Source organism: Pyramidobacter sp. YE332 (genome assembly GCF_033060595.1).
GTDB lineage: Bacteria > Synergistota > Synergistia > Synergistales > Dethiosulfovibrionaceae > Pyramidobacter.
The window spans coordinates 1,628,068-1,650,026 of record NZ_CP133038.1 but is presented as its reverse complement, the minus strand read 5'-3'; the positions used below and the strand labels follow the sequence as shown (position 1 = coordinate 1,650,026).

Genomic DNA, 21,959 nt, shown 5'->3' with positions numbered 1-21,959 from the left:
TCCTGTTGAGAGATGGATGGTATTGCGTTTTTCGCTTTATCGTTCGTGATCTTTCCTGAAACGGGAGAAACTGGTGAATTTTCGCGGACGCGGTTTGGAAACGCCCTGCTTGTTGCGGGGCGGTCTGCTTTCGTGATGGAAATCCCTTTCCCGGATCCGGTCTTCGTCGAACGGCCGCGCGCCGTGAAAGGGGCGCTCCTGAGGATTGCGTCCGGCATGAAAGTCGCGGTCGGTATGGCTCCGGCGATTGTCGTAAGGACGCTCCGAACGGCCGGCGTACGAAATTCGTTCGTTGCCGAAGCCGCGCTCGTAAGCGCCGCGACGTTCTCTGGCGCCGGACGTATGAGGACGGTCGGGCGGATCGGAAAAACGGGGACGCCGATTCCGCAAAGGCGAGTCGGAGCGTGTTTGATATTCGGGATCTTCGTCGCGGAATTTTTCTCGGAATGGACGCGGAGCGCGCGGCCGTTCGAAGTCGCGGCGTTCATCGCGTTCTCTGAAGTCGGAGCGGTCGAAAGGGCGCCGTTCCGAGCGTCGGGATCTTCCTTCGGCCGCCGTTTCGTGAAAGCGGGACGGTTCCGAAAAATCTTCGCGTGCGCTCCTGCCGTAAGGATGCTGGCGGTACTCATGGTGAAGGCCGTCGGTGCGGCGGAATGGGCGCGGCTCGCCGCGATCGTTTTCGAACGGACGCCGCTCTCTTTCGAACGGGCGGTCTTCGTCCCGACGGAAGGAACGACGCTCTTCCGAAAAACGCGGGCGTTCGACAAAATCCCGGCGCTCCCCGAAATCTCTGTCTTCCCGGTACGCCTTTTGGGGACGATCCGGACGATCGGCGCGCCGGAAAGGATTCTCGCGGTGACGGCCTTCGGAAGAAGGCCGCTCAAAAGAAGGCCGGCGGTCTTTTCCGAAACTGAATTTGCCGCCGCCAGCGTCCCCTTTTGTCTGTTCGGACGTCTGCCGCCTGCGGGGATCTCTCCAGCCGCAGAACTCTTTGTCGTCGGTGGGGCCGGTTTTGATCGTCATGTCTTCGGTTTTCTCCTCCTTGAATTTCTGCCGCTCCGCTTGGGAGATTTCATATCTGCGGTTGCGCGCCGCTTCCATCTGTCTGACGATGTCCTCGTCGGTGGGCTTTTTGTACCCCAGAGCTTCGGCGGCCGCGCTCCCGGCGGTAAAACCGGTGCTCCAGCATTCCTGAAGGTTGTAGCCGCCGGTCGGCCCGTCGACGTCGATCATCTCTCCGGCGAAGTAAAGGTTGGGAACGAGCTTCGAGGCCATGGTCTCCGGCTCGATCTCGTCGGTGCTCACGCCGCCGCTGGTGACGATGGCGTGCCTGAACCCAAGAAGTTCCGTGGGCGTGACGGCGAAATCCTTGATCGTGTTTCTGAGCGCGAGCCGCTCTTCGGCCGTGGTCTCGCCGCAGGGCTTCCCCATGTCGAGCGCGGCCATTTTGAGCACTTCGGGGATGATCTGCGCAGGCAGCATTTTTCTGAGCGCAAAGCGCAGCGCGTCGCCGCCGAACTCGTGGAAGTCGCGTTCGATGCGCGCGTCGAGACGTTCCGGCTCGAGCGCCGGTTTGAGGTCGATATGGACGGTCGTGCGGCCCGTCTGACGCAGGCAGTTCCCCACGCCGGCGGCCAGGTCCATGACGATGGCGCCGGAAATGCCGAACGGCGTGAAATCCATCTCTCCGAAGCGCTCGTCCACGGTTTCACCGTCGTGACGGAGCGTGACGCGCACGTTTTTGAGCTTCAGACCGGACAGCTGATCGTCGAAGCGTTCCGCGATCTTGATCGGGCACAGCGCCGGCGTCGTTTCGACGATCTCGTGGCCGGCCTTGCGGGCCCAGCGGTAGCCGTCGCCGGTGGAGCCGGTGTTGGGAAAAGATAGCCCGCCCGTCGCGAGGATGAAAGCGCGCCCTTCGATTTCCTCGCGTCCCGTGGTGACGCGGCGGACTTTGCCGCCGAGGATGTCGAGAGAGCGGACCTCTATCCCGCGCAGCACCTGGACACCGCCGTCCTTCAGCGCCGTCCACAGCGCGTTGACGACCGACGAGGCGTCCTGTCCCTCACGGGGATAGAGGCGGTGTCCGCGTTCGTGCGCCGACACCACGCCGCGGCGCAGAAAAAACGCGGTGGTTTCTTTGGCGCCGAACGTGCGAAGCGCCGGCAGCAAAAATTCCCCGCCGCGGCGGTAATCTTTCGATAAAAGTTCCGGATCCTCCTGATCGTGGGCAAAGTTGCAGCGTCCCCGGCCGGTGATCATCAATTTGCGCCCCAGCTCGCGGTTCTTTTCGAGCAAAACCGTGCGGGCGCCGTATTGGGCGGCGCGGGCCGCCGCCATCATCCCGGCCGGACCGCCGCCGACAACGACAACGTCAAATGTGCTCATCAGCAAATCTCCTTCGGCTTCTTGCGCCAGACGCATGAATGTTTTAATACTATCACGACAACCCTTTTTTGTGTGATGTTATAATATGAACGTTTCGATCTCTTTCTGCGAAGCTGCTTTTTCGAACGAAGACTTTTCGGGATGTATTTTATGGAGGTGCTCTGCATGAAAAAAACAGCGCTTTTTATTATCGACGTTCAGAATGACTTCTGCGAAAACGGCGCTTTGGCGGTACCGGACGGCAACGCGGTCGTCCCGGTGTGCAACCGGCTGATCCAGATGGCCGCCGAACGCGGCTGCCCGGTGCTGGCCAGCCGCGACTGGCACCCTGTCAATCATTGCAGCTTCAAGGACTTCGGCGGCTCCTGGCCGATGCACTGCGTGGCCGGGCAGGACGGGGCGGAGTTCCATCCCGATCTGCAGCTGCCGGTAGACGTGATGGTCTTCAACAAGGGAACGGACGCGAACGCCGAAGCCTATTCGGCGTTCGACGGCACGCAGGCCGCCGGCGTGCTCCATGACGCGGGCATCGAGCGATTGATCATCTGCGGGCTGGCGACGGATTATTGCGTCAAAGCGAGCGTCCTCGACGCGCTGCAGGCGGGGTTCGACGTGCTGGTGGTCAGCGACGGCTGCCGCGCCGTCAACGTGGATCCGGACGACGGCGAAAAGGCTTTCGCCGAGATGGAAGCCGCCGGAGCGACGATCCTGCCTCTTGCCAAGGTCGAATTCTGATGTTCCCGGGTGACTGAGCGCCTGGGGCGGTGTGAAATGTGCAAAAAACTTCTCGGTCTCGTCGCGACGGCCGTCGTTTTTCTGGGCATGCACGGACGGCTCCCGGCGGCCGTTCCAAGATACGAAAAAGACGCGATCGCGTACGACGAGACGGTGCCCTTTCAGGACGTCGAAACTCGCCGGCGCTTCCTCGATGAAATCGAATCGTCGTTTCTTAAGGATTACGACGCGCTCTGGCTGCGCGAAGGGATGAACGCCAAGCTGACGGCAGCGGCGGACCGCGTTTTCGCGGACAGCTTATCGGGCGGCCGGCTGACGGGCGCCCTTCAGGTCGCCATGGATCTGAACGGCGTTGTCCAGCGGATCCAGGACAAGATTCCCGAAGCGTTCCGCAGCGATTACGAGCGTTTCCTTGCGATCGTGGAAGACTTTTTCACCGACGCGTATCTGGATCGCCTTTCGGCGTATGACCAGGCGCTGCTGGCCTCGCGGGTGGGCGCTCTCGTCAACGCTCCGTCGGTGCGGATCTTTTTCGAGGAACAGGTGCGCCGCGCCGCCGCCCAGAGCCGCGCCGTCCTCGGCGAATCCCTGACGAAGGGGATCCGGGGGCGTCCCGAGCTTTCCCTGGCCGGTTCCGCCGCTTTTCTGGGCATGGTGCTGGGACGCAAGCTCCTGCGCCGCACGCTGGGGAGAAAAGCGCTGTCCGCTTTCGGCAAGGGGCTGGGCCGGAAAGTGCTCATGGCCGCCACCGGAGTCGGCGCGCTGTTGACGGTGGGCTGGGCGCTTTATGATGTCGGCTCCTTTGCGGTGGAAGTCTGGGAATCGCCGGCGAAACTTCGCGAGACTCTGCTCGTCCGCTACGACGGCTATTACCGAACGGAAGCGCCGCGAATTTACTGGCAGACGCTGAGAAAGGGCGTCCGCGCCGAACTCGACGAGATCCAGGGGCGTATGGCCCGCCGCGACGAAGACACGAAGGCCATTCTCGCTTCTTCGACGTTCCGCCGCATGACCGAGCGCATGTCCGAAGCCGAACAGAAGAATTTTATCGACCGCCTGATCAGCGTCAGGCCGCTCGACGGTTCCCTGAGCTACAGCTCGATCGTGGAGAATTTCGGCCGGATTCTCGTCGAAAGCGAAGCGGAGGACATCGCCGCTTTCAGGGAGATTTTGGCGCAAGGAGACGTGTTGCTGGCCCGTCAGTGGTTCGCCGTCGCGGGGAAAGAATATTTTTCTCTTTTCCGAAATCTGCCCCGGCTCGTCTGGGACAAATACCTCCCCAATGCGGCTTCGCTGCAAACGCTCAGGTGGTTCGCGCTGCGTCCCAGAGCGGTGCGGGAGGCGGCGGCGCAGCTTCCCGCCGACAGCGTGCAGTGGCTCATGAGCGAAGTGCCGCAAGCGCAGGCGGAACGTTTTTTCGCCGACGGGAAAACGCCCGGCGAGATCGCTCGGGAGATCGAACGGATGAAATCCCTGCCCAAGGCGGCGCGCATTCCATGGCAGAGCAGCTTGGCCTATCTGCTGCACAGGGCGGAAAACTATGCGCTCTTCGCGGGGCTCGTTCTGGCGCTGCTGACCGCTGCCTGGCTTTACAAAAAATATCTGCGCTGACGCCGCGTCGGCTTATCGGGGAGAGATGACGGACGATGGATAAAAAAGAGATCGCTCTTTCCACGGGGACCATTCCGCCGCCGGGCGCCGTGGAGCTCGGACTCGTGACCGGCAGCTGCGTGATCAGCACTTCGATCCTGGGCGACGCCCTGGCCGCCCTCAGGAACATGTCGGTGGGCGGCGAGCTGAAACAATACACCGAACTGCTGCGGACGAGCACCGAAAAAGCCATGGAGCGGCTTGGCAAAAAAGCGCGCGAGAAGGGGGCCGACGGGGTTTACGCGATCCAGTTCATGGCACCGCAGGTCGCCGGCGGCGCCGCCGAAGTGGTCGCGGTCGGCACCGCTTATAAGTTCGATGACAAATAACGAAGAGGCCGTCTCGCCCGTTCGGGGAGACGGCCTCTTCGTTTGCCGGATTTATTTGACCGCGCTTTTTTCGCGGGCGGCTTTTTTGCCGAGTTCCATGCGCAGGGAGATCCTGCGCCGTTTGACGTCCACGTCGATAACGTAAACTTCCACCGCCATGCCGGGATGAAGCACGGTGGAAATGTCCTTCACGTAGCGTCCCATCTGGCTGACGTGGACGAGGCCGTCCTGATGCACGCCGATGTTGACAAACGCGCCGAAGGCCGTGACGTTGGAGACGATGCCCGGCAGTTTCATGCCCGGCTCGAGGTCGGTCAGTTCGCGCACGTTGGGATCGAAAGAAAAGATCTCCAACGCGCTGCGGGGGTCGCGTCCGGGTTTTTCCAATTCGGAGAGGATGTCCTCGAGCGTCGGCAGGCCGACCTCGTCGGTGACGTAGCGATTCAAGTCGATCTTGCCGCGCAGGTCTTTGGCGGCGATCAGGTCGGCGACGGCGCAGTTCTGGTCCGCGGCGATGGCGTCGACGATGCCGTAGTTCTCGGGATGGACCGCGCTGGCGTCGAGAGGGTTCTCCGCGTCGCGGATGCGCAAAAAGCCGGCGGCCTGTTGATAGGCTTTGGGGCCCAGGCGGGGAACTTTCAGCACGTCCTGGCGCCGCTTGAAGGGACCCTCGTTTTCGCGGAATTTGACGACGTTGTCGGCCAGCGACGGCGTCAGCCCGGAAACATAGGACAGCAGTTTGGCGCTGGCGGTGTTCAGATCGACGCCGACGGCGTTGACGCACGAGACGACGGTGTCGTCAAGAGCGTTTTTGAGCTGTTTCTGATCGACGTCGTGCTGATACTGACCGACGCCGATCGATTTGGGATCGATCTTCACGAGTTCCGCCAGCGGATCCATGAGGCGACGACCGATCGAAACGGCGCCGCGGACCGTCACGTCCTGGTCGGGAAATTCCTTGCGGGCCAGTTCCGAAGCCGAATAGACGGAAGCGCCGCTTTCGCTGACGACGATGATGGGGATGTCCAGATCGAGGCCGCGCAGGAACTCTTCCGTTTCCCGGCTGGCCGTGCCGTTGCCGACGGCGACCGCGTCGGGCTTGAAACGCGCGGCCAGCGCGCGGATGGTTTCGCCGGCCTGAACGTACTGGGCGTCGGAGCGCTGGATGAAAATGACCGTGTGGTGCAGCAGATCGCCTTTTGCGTCGAGGCAGACGACCTTGCACCCCGTCCTGATCCCCGGGTCGATAGCCATGATGGGGCGGGCGCCGAAGGGCGAGGCCATCAGCAGCTCGCGGAGATTGCGGGCGAAAATGGCGATGGCGTCGGTGTCGGCGCGCTTTTTCAGCGTGCTGCGGGCCTCCGTTTCCATGGAAGGCGCCAGCAGACGGCGATAGCCGTCGGTGACGGCCGCTTCGACCTGCCTGGAATCTTCGCCGCTTCCCGTGACGTAACGCGCGTAAAGCTTTTCCAGCGCCAGCCTTTCCTTGGGGCGGATCGAGAAGGTGAGGTAGCCTTCCTTTTCTCCGCGCATCACCGCCAGCAGGCGATGGGAAGGCACGCGCAGGAGCGGCTCTTTCCAGTCGAAATAATCGGCGTACGTCGCCGCTTCCGGTTCCTCTTTCCTTTTTTCGACGACTGAGGAAGCGCAAACGCCGAAGCGGACAAAGATCACGCGCATGTCCTGGCGTACCGCCGGGTTTTCGCTGACGTTTTCGGCGATGATGTCGCGCGCGCCGGCCAGAGCGGTCTCGGCATCGGCGACGCCTTTTTCCTCGTTCACATAGCGTGCGGCCAGTTCCCGCGGGTCGCGCCCCTTTTGTTCCAGCAGGGCGTCGGCCAAAGGCTGGAGCCCCGCTTCACGGGCGGCCGAAGCGCGCGTCCGGCGCTTTGGGCGGAAGGGGAGGTAGGCGTCTTCCAGAGCGGTCATCGTCGCAGCGGCGTCGATCGTCTTTTTCAGCTCTTCCGTAAGGACGCCGCGCTCGGTCAGCGAACCCAGAATCGCCTCGCGCCGTTTTTCGAGTTCTTCGATTCGGGCCAGTCCGTCGCGGATCGCGGTGATCGCGACTTCGTCGAGGGAACCGGTTTTTTCCTTGCGGTAGCGGGCGATGAAAGGGACTGTGCACCCTTCTGCGAGAAGTTCGGCGACGGCGCCGACGCCGCTGACGGGAAGTTTCAATTCCTGGGCGATCCGCCCTGTGTAATCGGCCATAAATGAAGAACTCCTTTCGATGTGCTGTACGGAACTGCCAAAGCCACCGCATATCTTACCTAAAGCCGGCTTCGATGTCCATGCCTCGGGAACAAAAAACAAGCCCCGCACGCAACGGGGCTTTGAAGGAAATTTTCGTTAAAGCGCGGAAGACGCTTTTTTACCGGCGAAGACCTTCTGACAGAAAGTGTACAACACGAAAATCGCCACGGTTCCGCCGAGAGAGATCAGAGAACTCTTCCACATGGAGGCCAGCCCGAAGACCGCGAAAAGGACGCGGCTCCACATCGGGATTCTGCCGCCGCAATAACCGGTAAAACTGAAACCGATGCCGAACACCAACGCGACGCCGCTGATAACGGAGATGAGGTTGTGTGTCCAGTCGAGCTGAAGCAGCAGCCCGCCGTCGTAACAGAAAGCGAAGGGGATGACGAAAGCCAAAAATCCCAAACGGCAGGCGGCCCATCCCGTCTTGTTGGGCGAATCTTCGGCGATGGACGCCGCGGCGTACGCGGCAAGGGCGACGGGAGGCGTGATGTTGGAGATGATCGCATAATAAAACACGAACATATGGGCGGCGATGCTGTTGAAGTGAAGCTGGCCGAGCGCCGGAACGCTCAATGATGCCGCGAGAATGTAGGCGCTCGTCGTCGGCAGTCCCATGCCGAGGATCAGACAGACCACGGCGATCAGCAGCAGCGTGAGCACGGGAATGCCGTGGGACGCCGAAAGGACCGCGCTGACGATTTTCGGCCCGATGCCGGAAAGTGCCACGGCCCCGAGAACGAAGCCGGCCGAAGCGCAGGCGGTGCAGACCACGGGGATCCCTTTGGCTCCGTCGTGAATGGCGCGCAGGATGCCTTTTGGCCCCATGCGCCGTTTGGGATTGGGCAGCGACACGCCCCAGGCCAGAACGATGCCGGCGATGGCGGCATACATGGGCGTGTAACCGTCGAGGAGCAGATAGACGAGAAGAACGATAGGCGACATCATGTAAGCGCGTTTCAGCACGCTCCTTTTCCCGGGCAGCTCCTCGGGCGGCAGCCCCTTGAGCCCGTCGCGCTTGGCGGTCAGGTGGACCATGACGAGGACGGCGGCATAGTAAAGCAGCGCCGGAAGGATTGCGGCGACGACGATGCGGCTGAAAGGGACGTTGAGGAAGGAAGCCATCACAAAAGCGCCGGCTCCCATGACCGGCGGCATGATCTGACCGCCGGAACTTGCCACGGCTTCGACCGCGCCCGCAAAATAGGGCTTGTAGCCGATGCGCTTCATGAGGGGAATCGTGAACGTTCCCGTGCCGTACACATTGGCGACGGCGGAACCGGAGATCGAGCCGAAAAGACAGGAACTGACGACCGCGATTTTGGCGGGACCGCCGGCCTGAGTTCCCGTGAAGGCCTGAGCGAATTCCATGAAATACTCGCCGACGCCGCTGTTCTCGAGAAAGCCGCCGAAGATCAGGAAGATCATCACCAGCGTCGCCGAAACGCCCAGCGAGGACGAGTAAATGCCCTCGTCGGTCAGGAACATCTCCTCGATCAAAAGTTTGAAGGCGCCCGAGAACCAGTCGCGGAAATTGGCGAGAGTGAAATTGCCCAGCGTTCCGCTCTGCGCAGCGATGTCGGTCATCATGTAATACATGCAGTAGCCCATAAAAGCGAGCGAGACGAGAATGATGGGAAGCCCCACGGCGCGGCGGGTCGCTTCGATCAAAGCGAGAACGACGATCGTGCCGAGGATCAGCTGGATCGCCGTGATCTCATCGACGCCGATCATGCGCTCGACGATCATGTTGTAGTTGAGCATGATATAGATGCCGGGAACGGCGGAAACAACGGCGAAGCACCAATCGTACCATGGCACGGCCGTCTGGGGCTGCGCCGATTTTTTGTTTTCGGACATGGGATAGACGACGAAGACCATCGGCAGGACCCATGTGAGGTGGATCGCCCTTTGAAGGTACGCTTCAAAGGCTCCGAAAACCGCGGTATAAAGATGAAAGAGCCCCATCGCCAGTACATAAAGCCATAGGCCTTTTGCGACGACTCCATCGAGTTTTCTTTTTGTCATCGACCATCATCCTCTTTCCTGTCGGCGGCGCGATCTCACCACGCGGCAAGCATGGGATTTCGCGGGAAAATACGGAAGAAGGCAGGCCTGGAGCCTGCCTTCTGGGGGATTTTCCCGTTCGCGCTTCGATATTTTCTTTGAGACGATTTGCGGCGCGCTCCCAAGCGGGGGCCCGCTCCCTTATTGAACTTTGCCGCTGGCCTCGTTCCAGAATTTCACGGCGCCGGGATGAGACTCGAGCCCCTTGGCGGGGATGGCCGTCTTGGGATCGAGCTCGGCGATGTCTTTCACGCCCTTGGCCAGCATCTCCACGTTGCTGTACATGGATTTGCAGAGATCGTAAACGACCTGATCGTCGAGATCGCCGCGCACCACGATGCTGGTGTAATCACCGACGACTTTGACCGGCTCGGCGCTGGCGGGGACCGATTTGTAGATGCCGGGATCGATCAGGAAGGTGACGGTGCCGATCGCTTCGCCGACCTTGTCCAGCGCTTCCTGGCTCATGCCGAGCAGGACGACATCGGTGGTGCTTTCGATCTGCATGACGATCGCGGCGACCTTGCCGACGGAGAAGGCGAACACGTCAAGATGATTGTCCGCGATCAAATCCGCGCCGCCCGAATAGGAAGCGTATTCGACCGTGCCGCCCCATTCCTTGAACGCTTTGCGGTAGTCGATGTCGAATCCGGATTCGAAAACGTTCTTGACGACGAATTCGGATCCCGTGCCCGTCTTCAGCGTGGCAAAGCGGAAGGCGAGCTTCTTGTTGACCAGATCGTCGACGGTCTTGATACCGTTCTTCTCGGCGAAGTCCTTGCGGGCGATGAAGTAAGTGTATTGAGTGTACAGGTTGGCAAGGAGCTTGGCGTTGTCGCTCTTCGTTTTGAACGTGCCGAGGTCGGTGCCCTTCTGGGCCACGGCGATCATGGAGGTGTTGGAGAAGCCGAGGTCGCCTTTTCTCATGTGCGCGTTAATGATGTTGGCGACGGCGCCGCCCGTGACGCTGGTGGTGGGCATGACCTCCTTGCTCCAGAGATCGGCCAGCTCGCCCCCCAGAGCGAACCAGTTGCCGCCCGGAGGTCCCGCCATAAACTTGAGCTGCGACGGCGTGTCAGCCCAGGCAGCGCCCACCCAGAGTGCGGAAAGAACAACACACGACGCCAATAATTTTTTCATTCACACAGACCTCCTCATTGTGTTTTTATTCATACGGGATTCTCTTGCATAACTAAGCGTGGAAAACGATGAAGCCTCGAACGCCCCTCATGCGCAGTACGCGGATCTCCGTACTTTCCAAAGTATACTAGTGCTCTGGGATTTGTGTCAAGAAGCAATTTTTCAATATGTATTTTTAATTTTCGCTCCGATGCCTTCCGCGGGAAGACAATGAGAGGCAATTAGCCCGGCGAGCGAAAAAACGCCGCGGATGGTACAATGAAGGGCGTTTGGAACGGCGGCATAAATTCGGCGTTCTATCGCCGGTGGGAAAAGGAGGCGAGGCCCTTTGCTGCGGGGCATTGTATTTGATTTCGATCTGACGCTGGTGGACAGCGCCGCAGGGATTTGCGCAAACTTAAACGCTCTGGCCGCGGAGAAAAAGCTGCGGCGCCTGCAGCTTGCCGAAGTGCGCCGGACGATCGGCTGGGCGCTGGCCGACGCGATGCGGTCTTTTTGGGGAGACGGCCCCATAGAGGAGGAATGGCTGCCGCGCTACCGTTCGTTTTTTGAGGAACGAAATTACGCCGGCGTCGTGCCTTTTCCGGAGACGGTGCCGGCGCTCGAAAAGCTGCGCTCGCGCGGAGCGCTGCTGGGAATCGCCACAAACCGTCTGACCCCGTTGGGGATCGTGCGGGCGGCGGGGCTGGATACGCTCTGTCCGATCATTGTCGGGATCGAAGGATTCAGCCCCAAGCCCGATCCGGCAATCGTTCTGGAGGCGCTGTGGCGCATGGGGCTGAAAGCCGCTGAGGGCGTTTACGTCGGCGATACGGATATCGACATGAAAACGGCGGTCAATGCCGGAGTCACCAGCGTCGGCGTGACGACCGGCAATCATGGCGCATCAGCGCTGAAAGAAAGCGGCGCTTCGCATGTCATCGAGGATCTCAGCGAGCTGCCGGAGCTGTGGGAGGAGATACGATGAGTCGGAGGAGCGCCAATCCTTGGGTGAGACGGATGGGAGAAGGATCCGTCGAGTGGAAACCGTGGGACGCTGAAACGCTCCGGCGTGCCGCGTCCCTGGACCGTCCGCTCTGCCTGTGCCTGACCAACAACGGCAGCCGCTGGAGCCACATGATGAGGGCCAATTTCGAAGAACCCGAGATCATCAGAATGCTCAACAACGACTTCATTCCCGTGCTGGCCGACAGCGACGACGTGCCTCATCTCGCGCTGGCCGCCCGCGCCATGGCGCAGATCATGCTCGGCCACGCCGGCTGGCCGCTGTTCATTTTCATGACTCCGGGGAAAAAACCGATCTTTGCCTGCTCGTATCTGCCCAAACAAAGCGAGATCCCCGAAAACCCGGGACTGCTCGAGGTCCTGCGGCGCATCAAGTGGCTGTGGCTGATGAAACGGCCGCAGATCGACGAAGCGTCCGCCAGTTACGGTGCCCAGCTCGAAGAAGCGCTTTCGCCGTATACGGCGCCGCTCCAAGAGGGGCTCGAGGCGAGGGCCGCCGAGCAGCTGCTCGCGGAAATGGACCTCCCAAACGGCGGCTGGGGGACGGCCCCGAAATTTCCCCAGGCCCCGAAACTGCTTTTGTGTTCCTACCTCGGGCGGAAAAACGAAAAGCTCCGCGCCCATTTTGGCCGCTCCCTGGCGGCGCTGTTCAGGGAAGGCCTGTACGATCATCTTGATGCCGGATTTCACGACTACTGTTGCGATCGGGAATGGCAGATCCCTTATCTGGGCAAGCATCTTGCCCAGAACGCGGCCGTCCTGGAAGTGTTTATCGAGGCCCTGAGGGAAGCTCCCAGTCCCATCTACCGCAGAGTCGTCGAGGACAGCGTCGCTCTGCTGAGGTGCACCTTGAGCGAAGAAAACGGGCTGCTGTGTTCCGGGGACGACGTCCGCGATATGGGCGCCGTCGATCGCTACTATTTGTGGAGCAAAGATGAAATCGACGGGCTTCTTCACGAAGGCTCGGACGCCTTCTGCCGCGTCTATGGGGTCACTCCCGAAGGGAATTACAGCGATCCGCTGACGCAGAAAAAGACCGGCGGAAATGTTTTGCGTCTCTCTGCCATGCCTGAAAGCGATGAACAGGCTCTCGAGCTTTGGGAAAAGACCGAGAGCGCGCGGAGGATCCTGAGGGAATGCCGTTCGCGCCGTAAGAGCCCGGAAAAGGAAGCGCGCATTTCGGTGAGGGCCAACGCCTGTTTTGCGGCCGTGCTTGCGCAGGCTTCCGACGTCTTGGGACGGAAAGAGTATCAGGCGCAGGCCGAGGAGATCATGAAGAGCCTGTCGACCGTGGCGGTTTCACGGAACGACCTGTGCCATACGCTTTACGACGGCCTTCGCGACGGCGAAGGCGGGCTGGAAGATTATGCGTCGTTTATATGGGCGAGCCTGAAGGTGTATCGTGCGTCGGGCTCCGCGTCATGGCTTGAGGCCGCCGAAAAGTGGAGCGCGCGGGCCGATGAACTTTTTGGGGCTCGCGGGGCAATGCGCCTTGTCCGGGAGGGGACTCTCGAGATCCTGCCGGCGTGGGATGCCGGCGACGATTTTTTGCCCTCGGGAAACGGCATGATGGTGAACAATCTGCTCGAACTTTATCGCGCCACCGCAGACGAACGATGGCTGATGCGCGCGCGGAGTATTGTCGATGCTTTTGGCGGAGCGCTCAACGAATATCCGGCGGCGTGCGCCTCGCTCACGCTGGGAGCTTTGAGGCTGAAGGAGCTGCTTCGGAGGAAAGCGGCTCATAAGAGTCCTGTTGTGTGAACGCCTCGCAGCGAAGGGCGCTTCAGAAATGGCGCCGAAACGGCGTTCGCGTAATTTCCCCGGCACGCCTCCTTGGGGACATGCCGAACATTTCTGCCCGCCGGCGGAAGCGCAAAAATCTTTTCCGTGGTAGAATACTCAGCGTTGCTCCTCCATGCGCCGGATGATAAAAACAGAAAAGGCACGCTCTGTGCGCAAATGAAAATGGAGAAGTTCCCGGTTCCCGTCTCTTTCGGACAGGGACCGGGATTCTTTCGTTTTTTGTGTATTTAGTGTTCTTTGGGTTTAAGTCAATACTATTTCTAGTGGCATTTTTTACCGGGACGAGGTAGAATGATTTTGCCGTTTCGTAAAAGATCCGCACAGAGGATTCACTTTTAAAAATTCCACAGAACGGGAGACCTGTCCATGTATAAATCGATGAAAGAGCGCTTTCGGGATTCGCTGGATATGGGGCTGCTTGAAAACCCTCTGGTGCCGCGCCAGTCGGAGAACGCGCGCTGGCTTTTGGAGCAGCGCTATTATGCCGACCGCTACGACCCGGAGACGGGCGGGCTGCGCAAGGAGCGCAGTTTCGAGGAATTCGCGCGCCGCGTCTCGCGCATCGTCTGCACGGCCGAGAGTCTGTACCGCAAGGCCGACGACATCGAATGGCTCCGCCGGCTGGAAAAAAATCTTTTCGCCGATCTCGTGGAGGGACGCTTTATTTTCAACTCGCCGTGCCTTTTCGCTTCCGGCGCGGGCATGACCCGAGTGCCGGAGCTGGCGGAGCTGATCTACCGCTCGCCCGACGAGATGGAGCTGGCGGACTACCGGCGCCTGTACGACAACAAGACGGACAATCAGCAGCTCTTCGCCTGCTTTGTGATCGACATCCCCGACAGCATCGAGGGCATCTTCGACTCGGTGCGCGACGCCGCCATCATCAGCAAGTACGGCGGCGGCGTGGGCGGCAACTTCGGCCATCTGCGCGAGCGCGGCGCCGACATCAAGGGCGGCACCGGCGGCAAGGCGTCGGGGCCCGTCTCGTTCATGGAGACGTGGAACACCATGGGCTGTGTCGTGGTGCAGGGCGGCCGCCGCCGCGCGGCGCTGATGGGCATGCTGCCCGACGACCATCCCGACATCGAGCAGTTCATGGACGCCAAGACGGAAGAGGGCAAGCTGTCGTATTTCAACATCTCCGTCTGCGTCTCCGACGAGCTGGTCAGCGCCGCGCGCGAGAAACGCCCTTTCGCGCTCCGCTCCCGCGCCAACGGCAAGGCGGCGCGCACAGTACAGGGCGACGAGCTGTGGAACAAACTGTGTCAGAACGCCTGGCGCCGCGGCGATCCCGGCGTGTTCTTCATCGATCGCGCCAACGCCGACAATCTGCTCAAGCTCTCGGGGACTTCGACATCGAGTCCACCAACCCCTGCGGCGAGCAGCCGTTGCCGACGTACACGAGCTGCAACCTCGGCTCCGTCAATTTGGTCAAATTCGTCCGCCCCGACGAGACGGGACGCCGAAGCTTCGATATGGAAGGTTTCATGGACCAGGTGTACCGGTCCATCTACTACCTCGATCTCGTCATCGACGCCACCAGCTACCCGCTGCCGCGCATCGGCGAGCGCACCAAGCGCATCCGCCCCGTGGGGCTGGGGCTGATGGGACTGGCCGACGCCGCGATTTTGAGCGGCGACGTCTACGGCTCCGACTCGTTCAAAAGTTTCTGCGATTCTCTGGGCGCCCATATGTCCGGCGCGGCGCTGATGGCGACGGTCGATGCGGTCGCGCACATGGGCAAGGAACCTTTTTCCGAGAGTTTCGCCGTGGCGAAGCTGTTCGAGGGAGAGCATCGCGCCCACGGCGGCGAGCTCTTCGCGCGCCAGTGGATCGAGGAGATGGACCGCGACTCCTACCGCGAATTCGTCGCCCAGATGCGGTCGCACGGCCAAGTGCCCTACACGCTGCTGAACACACTGGAAATCCTGCCGGATGTGCTCGGCGCCGACGCGCTGCCCGAGCTGAAACGGCTGATGACGGCGCTGCTGGAAGGGAAGCTGCGCAACAGCCGGCGCCTTTCCATCGCGCCGACCGGATCCATTTCCATGATCTTCGACAGCTCGGCGGGCATCGAGCCGAACTTCGCCTGGCGCTGGAGCCGCAAGGTGATGAAGTCCGACGGCGACGGCTGGGAAGTGCGCGAGTATTTCCACCCGCTGATCACGCAGAAGGAAGCGGAAGAACTGCGCGGTTCGGGCGTCATTTCCGATCCGCGCTACGTGACGGCTTACGACATTTCACCGGAGCAGCACGTGGACGTGACGGGCATCTTCGCGCGCTACGTGGACAGCGGCATCAGCAAGACCGTCAACCTGCCTTCGTCGGCTACCGTGGACGACGTGCGCAAGGTCTACGAGACCTGTTACGACATGGGCTGCAAGGGCATCACGATCTACCGCGACGGCTCGCGCGACAACCAGCCCATCGAGACGAAGAAGGAAAGCGAAAAGGAGTCCAAGAGCGAAGCGCCGGCCACGGTGACGCGAGCCGAGGCGGAGGAAAAACCGAGCGCCGAGGAAGCGTCTCAGCCGGCGGGGCTGGAACGCGCCGCCGAGGAGCACGAACACGTTCCTTACAGCAGCAAGGTGAAGCAGCGCTCCACGCCGATCGTCTTCGGCAAGACGATCAAGGACCGCACGCCCTGGGGCAGTCTGTGGGTGACGCTGAACTACGACGGCAACGAGCCGTTCGAAGTGTTCGCCTCGCTGGGCAAGAGCGGCTCGGAGCTGAAAGCCATGACCGAAGCGATCTCGCGCGTGATCTCCATCGGCCTGCGTTCGGGCTGTCATCTGGAGGATTTCATCGGCACGCTGCGCGGCATTTCCGGCAAGGAATACTGGATGTTCGACTGCGACGACGACGAAATGGTGCGCTCGATCCCCGACGCCGTGGCGCTGCTGCTGCAGAAACTGATCGAACAGCGGAGCGGCGCGGCGGCGAGGAGCGCGGGCGAGCCGCGCAGCGAACTGATCTGCCCCGAATGCGGCGCGCCGATGGAAATGGTGGCCGGCTGCGCGTATTGTTTCAGCTGTGGCTATTCGCCCTGCAAATAAAAGAACACAATGAGCTTTTCCTGTCGAATCTGTAAAACTGTGCTATGATTCGATGGAAAAACTCTTTTGAGTTCCGTCTTTGAAAAGCGCCGCCGAAGGCTCGAAAGAGGCTCGGCGGCGCTTTGTTTTTGGGAACAAGTTTTTTGACTGGAGGCCATTCGATGACGGAAAAGAAAACGGTACAGTTCGACGATCTGCTTCATTTCAAGTTCCTTTCGTGCCCGCGGCTTTCGCCGGACGGCGCGCTGGCGGTCTATCAGGTCGCCCAAGCCGACCTCGAAAAGGACGGCTACAACACCAACCTGTGGTTGTACGACTGCGGCGCGGGCGTCTCTCGCCAGATCACCTTTTCCAACGCGGACAAGACCGCGCGCTGGACGCCGGACGGCAAAGCGCTGATCTTCGCGTCGAAGCGCGACGCCTCGCTGGAGAAGGATGTTACGGCGCTCTACCGGCTGGAACTTGACGGCGGTGAAGCCCGCCGGCTGGGCGTCGTACCGCTGCCCGTGAACGATCTGTGGCCGCTGCCGGACGGCAGGATCCTGCTCAATGCCGTGTATACGCCGGAAGAACCCAACCCCGAGAACGCGCAGTATAAAGTTTACACGCAGATCCCGTTCTGGCAGAACGGCAAGAACTTTACCGGCCAGCGCCGCAGCGCCCTGGCGCTGTGGGATCCCCGTTCCGGCGAGCTCAGGCGCCTCACGCCCGACCGCATGGACGCGCTCGACTGCACGCTGTCGCCCTGCGGCGGTGCGGCGCTGCTGGTGGCCGAAGAGTACGAAAAAGTCAAGCCGCTGTGCAATCACGTCTGGCGCCTCGATCTCAAAAGCGGCGCGATGGAGCGCCTCAGCGAGGGGCTTGAGTACAGCTTCAAGACGGCCGGCTGGAGCGGCGGGCGCGTCATCGTCCTCGCCAGCGACATGAAGCGTTACGGCATGAACGAGAACGCCCTGGTCTTCGAGCTGAAGGACAAAAAGCTGACCTGCCTGACGCCGGATCTCGACACCAGCTTCCACAACAGCATGGTCGGCGACTGCCGTTACGGCGTGGAAACGCAGTACGGCCTGATCGACGGCGACGGTCTGTATTACATTTCCACGCAGGGGACGAGCAGTCAGATCCACTTCAACGACCTGAACGGGCACGACCGCAACCTGACGCCCGGTCTGCTTTCGGCCGACTGCTTCGACGTGCGCGGCGGGCGCGTGCTCGCCGTGGGCTTCCGAGGTCTGCAGCTGCAGGAACTGTACGCTGTCGGAAACGACGGCGAGACGCAGCTGACGCATCACAACGACTCTTTCATGGCGCAGTTCCAGCTTTCTCAGCCCGAACACTATACGGTGGACAACGGCGAGGGGCTGATGATCGACTGCTGGTATATGAAACCGGTGGGCGCGGAGCCGGGCAAAAAGTATCCGACGATCTTCGACATCCACGGCGGCCCCAAGGCGACGTACGGCGCGCTGTATTTCCACGAGGCCCAGTGCTGGGCGGCGCTCGGCTACGCGGTGATCTTCTGCAATCCGCGCGGCGGCGACGGGCGCGGCAACGAGTTCGCGGACATCCGCGGCTTCTACGGCGTCAAGGACTATCAGGACTTCAACGCCATGCTCGACTGGGCGGTCGCGCATCTTGACTTTATCGACGCGGAGCGCCTGGGCGTGACCGGCGGATCGTACGGCGGCTACATGACCAACTGGATGATCTCGCACAGCGACCGCTTCAAGTGCGCGGCCTCGCAGCGCGGCATCTGCAACTGGATCTCCTTCGACGGCGTCAGCGACATCGGCTGGTATTTCGGCACAGACCAGCAGGGCGGCAGCGGTCCGCTGACCGATCCGGAGGGCGCGTGGAACGCCTCGCCGCTCAAGTACGTAGGGAACGTGAAGACGCCGACGCTGTTCATCCATTCCGAAGAGGACCGCCGCTGCCCGGACGAGCAGGTGTTCCAGTTCTACACGGCCTTGCAGGTCCTCGGCGTGGAGACGCGGCTGTGCTATTTCCTCGGCGAGAATCACGAGCTGAGCCGCTCGGGCAAGCCTCGCAGCCGTCTGGCCCGTCTGCGCGAGATCACCGGCTGGATGGACCGCTTCCTGAAAAAATAGGACGCGCCGGATCGCTCGCAGCCGACCATTTCACTGAAAACGCGGGGAAAATTTTCCCCGTTCTCACTATTATTTCTTGATTGAAACGCTGAATAGCAGGAGCGCCTCGCGGCAGATTCACAAAGTGATCTGCGCAGACCGCGCAGCGGTTGAGATACTCCTGAGCGGCGGAGTCCCTCGAAGACTCATTTGTCGTTTTCTATCAAGAATCAGCATTAAAACGATTCTCCCGTTTCGCGCGTGTCATGCGAAACGGGAGAATCGTCATTTCTTGGAGGGCTTTCGTGTCGCCAGAAACAGCTTTATGAAGATACAAACCGGGAAAAGAGGCGCGATCGAAAGCAGCGGAGAGACAAAAAAGAAAATGTAGGCGGCAAGCAAAAACAGAAACGCAATCACTGAAATCCAGAACGCATCGATATTCTTCTGCGTACTTTGCGGTTTCATGGCCATGAAGCCGAGAATCGAAAAAACGATCAGCATGACGAAGAGAACGATCATTGCATATGATTTGGCCGCTGAAATATTCATGAGCAGATGCCTCCGGGATTTTCTACATTCTTTGCCTTGACAGGCTTCGAGACCATGATAGTATAGACTCGTTCTTTTACGCTTTTCCAAATCTTACCATGAAAATATGAAACGAGGAAGTTATCGGACTCGCCGTCCGGCGACTTTCCGAAAGGATGATAAAATGACGCGGCCGGAGAAATGCAGCGCGTTGATATTGGCTGCCGGCAAGGGAACGAGAATGCAGAGCGCGGTCCCCAAGGTGATGCAGCCTCTCCTCGAAGAGCCGATGCTTTACTATGTTTTACGAGCGCTGCGAGCCGCCGGCATCGACGACATCGCCGTTGTGGTCGGACACGGAGGGCAACACGTCGAGGCATGGCTCGCGCAGAATGCCCCCGACGCCAAAGTGATCTGGCAAAAAGAGCAGCTTGGCACCGGACATGCGGTCATGACCGCTGCCGATTGGATCAGAGAGCGGGAGCGCATTTTGGTCGTGAACGGCGACATGCCGATGATCACCGAGCAAGAGATCGGCGCCTTTCTTGACCAGGCGGACGCGGCGGACGCGGCGTTCATGACCTGCGATCTGGACGAGCCGGCTTCCTACGGGCGCGTCGTCAGGAGCGGGGGCGGCGTCCGTATCGTGGAGGCAAAGGACGCGTCGCCTGAGCAGCTGCGCATATCTGAAATAAACGCCGGCGTCTACGTGTTCGCTGCCCCCATGCTTCTTGAGGGCCTTTCCGGCTTGACTCAGAACAACAGTCAACGGGAATATTACATTGTCGATCTCGTTTCCTGGGCCTGCCGTCGCGGCCTGAACGTCGTTCCGGTGAAGCTTGGCGCCGAGAATCTCGCCGGCGTGAACAATCCCCTCGAGCTTGCCGCGCTTTCGCTGAAAATGCGGGACCGCCTCCTCGCGAAGTGGATGCTCAAAGGGGTAAAATGCGTTGACCCGAGCACGGCGTGGGTCTCGCCGCGGGTCGTGTTTCACGGCGAAGCGTTCCTTTCCCCGAACGTCCAGATCTGGGGATGCAGCGAGATCGGCGCGGGCTGCCGCCTCGGCTCGGGAACGATCCTCCGCCGCTGCATATTGAAAGACAACGTGCAGTGTCTCGGCTATGTGGTCGCCGAGGATATCGTCGCGGAAGAAAACGTGAAGATGGGGCCTTTCTGTTTCTTGCGGGATGGCACGCATCTTCTGAGGGATTCTTTTGCCGGAAAATTCGTCGAGATCAAAAACAGCGAGATCGGCGAAGGGACGAAAGTTCCTCATCTGAGCTATATGGGGGACGCCGTGATCGGCGCGGAAACCAATATCGGCGCGGCATCCGTCACATGCAACTACGACGGCGTCAATAAAAACAAAACGCGGATCGGGGCCCGCTGTTTCATCGGCAGCGACACGATGTTCGTCGCCCCAGTGAACATCGGCGACGGCGCCGTGGTCGGCGCAGGGTCGGTCATCACTCGGGACGTCCCCGCGGGAGCGCTCGCCGTGGCGAGAAATCGTCAGGTCGTGCGCGAGGGATGGACACAAAGAAAAAAGGCTGAGCACGAAAAAAATATGGAGGCTTGAAAGATGATGTCGAGCGAGAGGCAGATCATGGTTATTTCCGGTACCGCTCATCCCGAGTTCGCGGAGAAAGTGAGCCAGGAACTGGGGATCAGGCTGGCAAACGTTACCCATTACAACTTCGCCGACGGAGAGGTGGGCTTCCGCATCGAAGAGAGCGTCCGCGGCGCAGACGTGTATGTGATCCAGCCGACGTGCAAGCCCGTCAACGACAACCTGATGGAACTGCTGATCATGGTCGACGCGCTGAAGAGAGCCTCCGCGGGAAGGATCAACCTTGTCATGCCCTATTTCGGTTATGCCCGTCAGGATCGCCAGGCCAAGGGCGGGAGCCGATCTCTGCAAAACTGGTCGCGAATATGATCGAGCACGCCGGCACCGACCGCGTCGTTACGGCAGACCTGCACGCGCGGCAGATCCAGGGTTTTTTTGACATTCCCGTGGATCACCTCTTGGGAGTGCCGCTTTTGGCCGGCTGGTTCAAAGAGCATCTTATCGGCGACCAGGACACCAGTCAATTCGTCGTCGTATCGCCCGACGCCGGCGGGGTCGTCCGCGCCCGGAAACTTGCGACCCTCCTCAGAGCGGAGATTTCCATCGTCGATAAACGCCGCCGTCACGACATGGCCAATATTTGCGAGGTCATGGAAATCATCGGCACCGACGTGGCCGATAAAACGTGCATCATCATCGACGATATGATCGATACGGCCGGCACGATCGTCAACGCGGCCAAAGCGTTGGAAAGCTTGGGCGCCAAGGAAGTCTACTGTTCGGCGACCCATGGCCTGCTCTCCGGCCCCGCCATCGATCGTCTTAGCGACGATGCCGTCACAAAAGTCGTTGTGACCGACACGATCCCATTGCCAGCGGAAAGGAAATTGGATAAAATAGTGCAAGTGTCCATGGCCCCGGTTTTCGCCGAGGCTATTCGAAGGATTCACACTGACGGTTCCGTGAGCGATCTTTTTGAGTGATTTCGGACCCGCCATTGTAAATAATTTTTTTGAGGAGGCTCTTTGTATTATGTCAGAAGCAGTTCAGATTGTTCTCGAGAATCGCGAGGGTTCGGGGTCGGCGTATTGCGGCCGTTTGCGCAAGGAAGGCTTTCTTCCCGCCGTCGTTTATGGTCCGGCCCTCGAGCAGACGTACTCCGTTAAAGTGGAGACCAAAACGATGCTGCCCTACCTGATGTCGGACGATGTGAAGAAGACCGTCTTTGCCGCGAAACTTCCCAACGGGGAAGTGAAAAACTGCGTGATCAAGTCCGCCACGAAGAATTACGCCACGGACCGGCTGCTGCACATCGACTTTTACTGCGCGAACGAATAAG

The 21,959-nt window shown here is 60.4% G+C and carries 14 protein-coding genes and 2 pseudogenes; 11 read left to right on the top strand and 5 right to left on the bottom strand.

The features are described from left to right. Nucleotides 1-36: 36 nt before the first annotated feature. Entirely contained in the window at nt 37-2,388 is a 2,352-nt protein-coding gene (locus RAH42_RS07755) for an aminoacetone oxidase family FAD-binding enzyme (protein WP_317539193.1), read from the bottom strand. A 165-nt stretch (nt 2,389-2,553) separates the two neighbouring features. On the opposite strand from RAH42_RS07755, the gene RAH42_RS07750 reads away from it, so the two are divergent. Genes RAH42_RS07750 through RAH42_RS07740 form a run of 3 tightly spaced genes read left to right on the top strand, consistent with a single transcriptional unit; the run spans nt 2,554 to nt 5,102 of the window. Then, nucleotides 2,554-3,123 carry an isochorismatase family protein gene (locus RAH42_RS07750; protein ID WP_317539192.1) on the top strand — a complete coding sequence of 190 codons (570 nt, stop codon included), beginning with the start codon at nt 2,554-2,556 and terminating at the stop codon, nt 3,121-3,123. Between the two features lie 36 nt (nt 3,124-3,159). Continuing rightward, complete coding sequence (locus tag RAH42_RS07745) at nt 3,160-4,734, top strand: hypothetical protein (RefSeq protein WP_317539191.1); 1,575 nt, start codon at nt 3,160-3,162, stop codon at nt 4,732-4,734. A gap of 35 nt (nt 4,735-4,769) precedes the next feature. Continuing rightward, nucleotides 4,770-5,102 carry a heavy metal-binding domain-containing protein gene (locus RAH42_RS07740; protein WP_317539190.1) on the top strand — a complete coding sequence of 111 codons (333 nt, stop codon included), beginning with the start codon at nt 4,770-4,772 and terminating at the stop codon, nt 5,100-5,102. 51 nt (nt 5,103-5,153) lie between these two features. Here the strand turns inward: RAH42_RS07740 and RAH42_RS07735 are convergent, their stop codons facing one another. From RAH42_RS07735 to RAH42_RS07725, 3 genes are all read right to left on the bottom strand, one after another. Beyond that, nucleotides 5,154-7,313 (bottom strand): Tex family protein, encoded by a 2,160-nt coding sequence (locus RAH42_RS07735; protein ID WP_317539189.1) that lies wholly within the window; start codon nt 7,311-7,313, stop codon nt 5,154-5,156. A 138-nt stretch (nt 7,314-7,451) separates the two neighbouring features. Then, nucleotides 7,452-9,386 carry a TRAP transporter fused permease subunit gene (locus tag RAH42_RS07730; RefSeq protein WP_317539188.1) on the bottom strand — a complete coding sequence of 645 codons (1,935 nt, stop codon included), beginning with the start codon at nt 9,384-9,386 and terminating at the stop codon, nt 7,452-7,454. A gap of 180 nt (nt 9,387-9,566) precedes the next feature. Continuing rightward, nucleotides 9,567-10,565, bottom strand: coding sequence for a TAXI family TRAP transporter solute-binding subunit (locus tag RAH42_RS07725; RefSeq protein ID WP_317539187.1), 999 nt, complete (start codon nt 10,563-10,565; stop codon nt 9,567-9,569). A gap of 328 nt (nt 10,566-10,893) precedes the next feature. Here RAH42_RS07725 and RAH42_RS07720 point away from each other — a divergent pair, with 328 nt between their 5' ends. The 5 genes and pseudogenes from RAH42_RS07720 to RAH42_RS07700 all read left to right on the top strand — a co-directional run bounded on the left by RAH42_RS07720 (nt 10,894) and on the right by RAH42_RS07700 (nt 18,540). Beyond that, nucleotides 10,894-11,532, top strand: coding sequence for an HAD family hydrolase (locus RAH42_RS07720; protein WP_317539186.1), 639 nt, complete (start codon nt 10,894-10,896; stop codon nt 11,530-11,532). Then, on the top strand, nt 11,529-13,334 hold the full coding sequence (locus tag RAH42_RS07715) for a DUF255 domain-containing protein (protein ID WP_317539185.1): 1,806 nt from the start codon (nt 11,529-11,531) through the stop codon (nt 13,332-13,334). The genes RAH42_RS07720 and RAH42_RS07715 overlap by 4 nt, the downstream gene beginning before the upstream one ends. Before the next feature lie 408 nt (nt 13,335-13,742). After that, nucleotides 13,743-14,657 (top strand): annotated as a pseudogene (locus tag RAH42_RS07710) (ribonucleoside-diphosphate reductase); the annotation flags it as partial. Continuing rightward, nucleotides 14,627-16,432, top strand: coding sequence for a hypothetical protein (locus tag RAH42_RS07705; protein ID WP_317539184.1), 1,806 nt, complete (start codon nt 14,627-14,629; stop codon nt 16,430-16,432). The pseudogene RAH42_RS07710 and the gene RAH42_RS07705, both read left to right, overlap by 31 nt. A 161-nt stretch (nt 16,433-16,593) precedes the next feature. Continuing rightward, nucleotides 16,594-18,540, top strand: coding sequence for a S9 family peptidase (locus tag RAH42_RS07700; RefSeq protein WP_078016227.1), 1,947 nt, complete (start codon nt 16,594-16,596; stop codon nt 18,538-18,540). A 264-nt stretch (nt 18,541-18,804) separates the two neighbouring features. Here the strand turns inward: RAH42_RS07700 and RAH42_RS07695 are convergent, their stop codons facing one another. Then, nucleotides 18,805-19,071: a hypothetical protein gene (locus tag RAH42_RS07695; protein ID WP_078016226.1), complete on the bottom strand. Its 267-nt coding sequence runs from the start codon at nt 19,069-19,071 to the stop codon at nt 18,805-18,807. A 163-nt stretch (nt 19,072-19,234) separates the two neighbouring features. On the opposite strand from RAH42_RS07695, the gene glmU reads away from it, so the two are divergent. The 3 genes and pseudogenes from glmU to RAH42_RS07680 all read left to right on the top strand — a co-directional run bounded on the left by glmU (nt 19,235) and on the right by RAH42_RS07680 (nt 21,958). Continuing rightward, nucleotides 19,235-20,629, top strand: a complete 1,395-nt coding sequence (gene glmU, locus RAH42_RS07690) for a bifunctional UDP-N-acetylglucosamine diphosphorylase/glucosamine-1-phosphate N-acetyltransferase GlmU (protein ID WP_078016225.1) — start codon at nt 19,235-19,237, stop codon at nt 20,627-20,629. Between the two features lie 3 nt (nt 20,630-20,632). Beyond that, nucleotides 20,633-21,603: pseudogene (locus RAH42_RS07685) on the top strand (ribose-phosphate pyrophosphokinase). Between the two features lie 49 nt (nt 21,604-21,652). Then, nucleotides 21,653-21,958: a 50S ribosomal protein L25 gene (locus RAH42_RS07680; RefSeq protein WP_009166178.1), complete on the top strand. Its 306-nt coding sequence runs from the start codon at nt 21,653-21,655 to the stop codon at nt 21,956-21,958. Nucleotide 21,959: the final 1 nt, after the last annotated feature.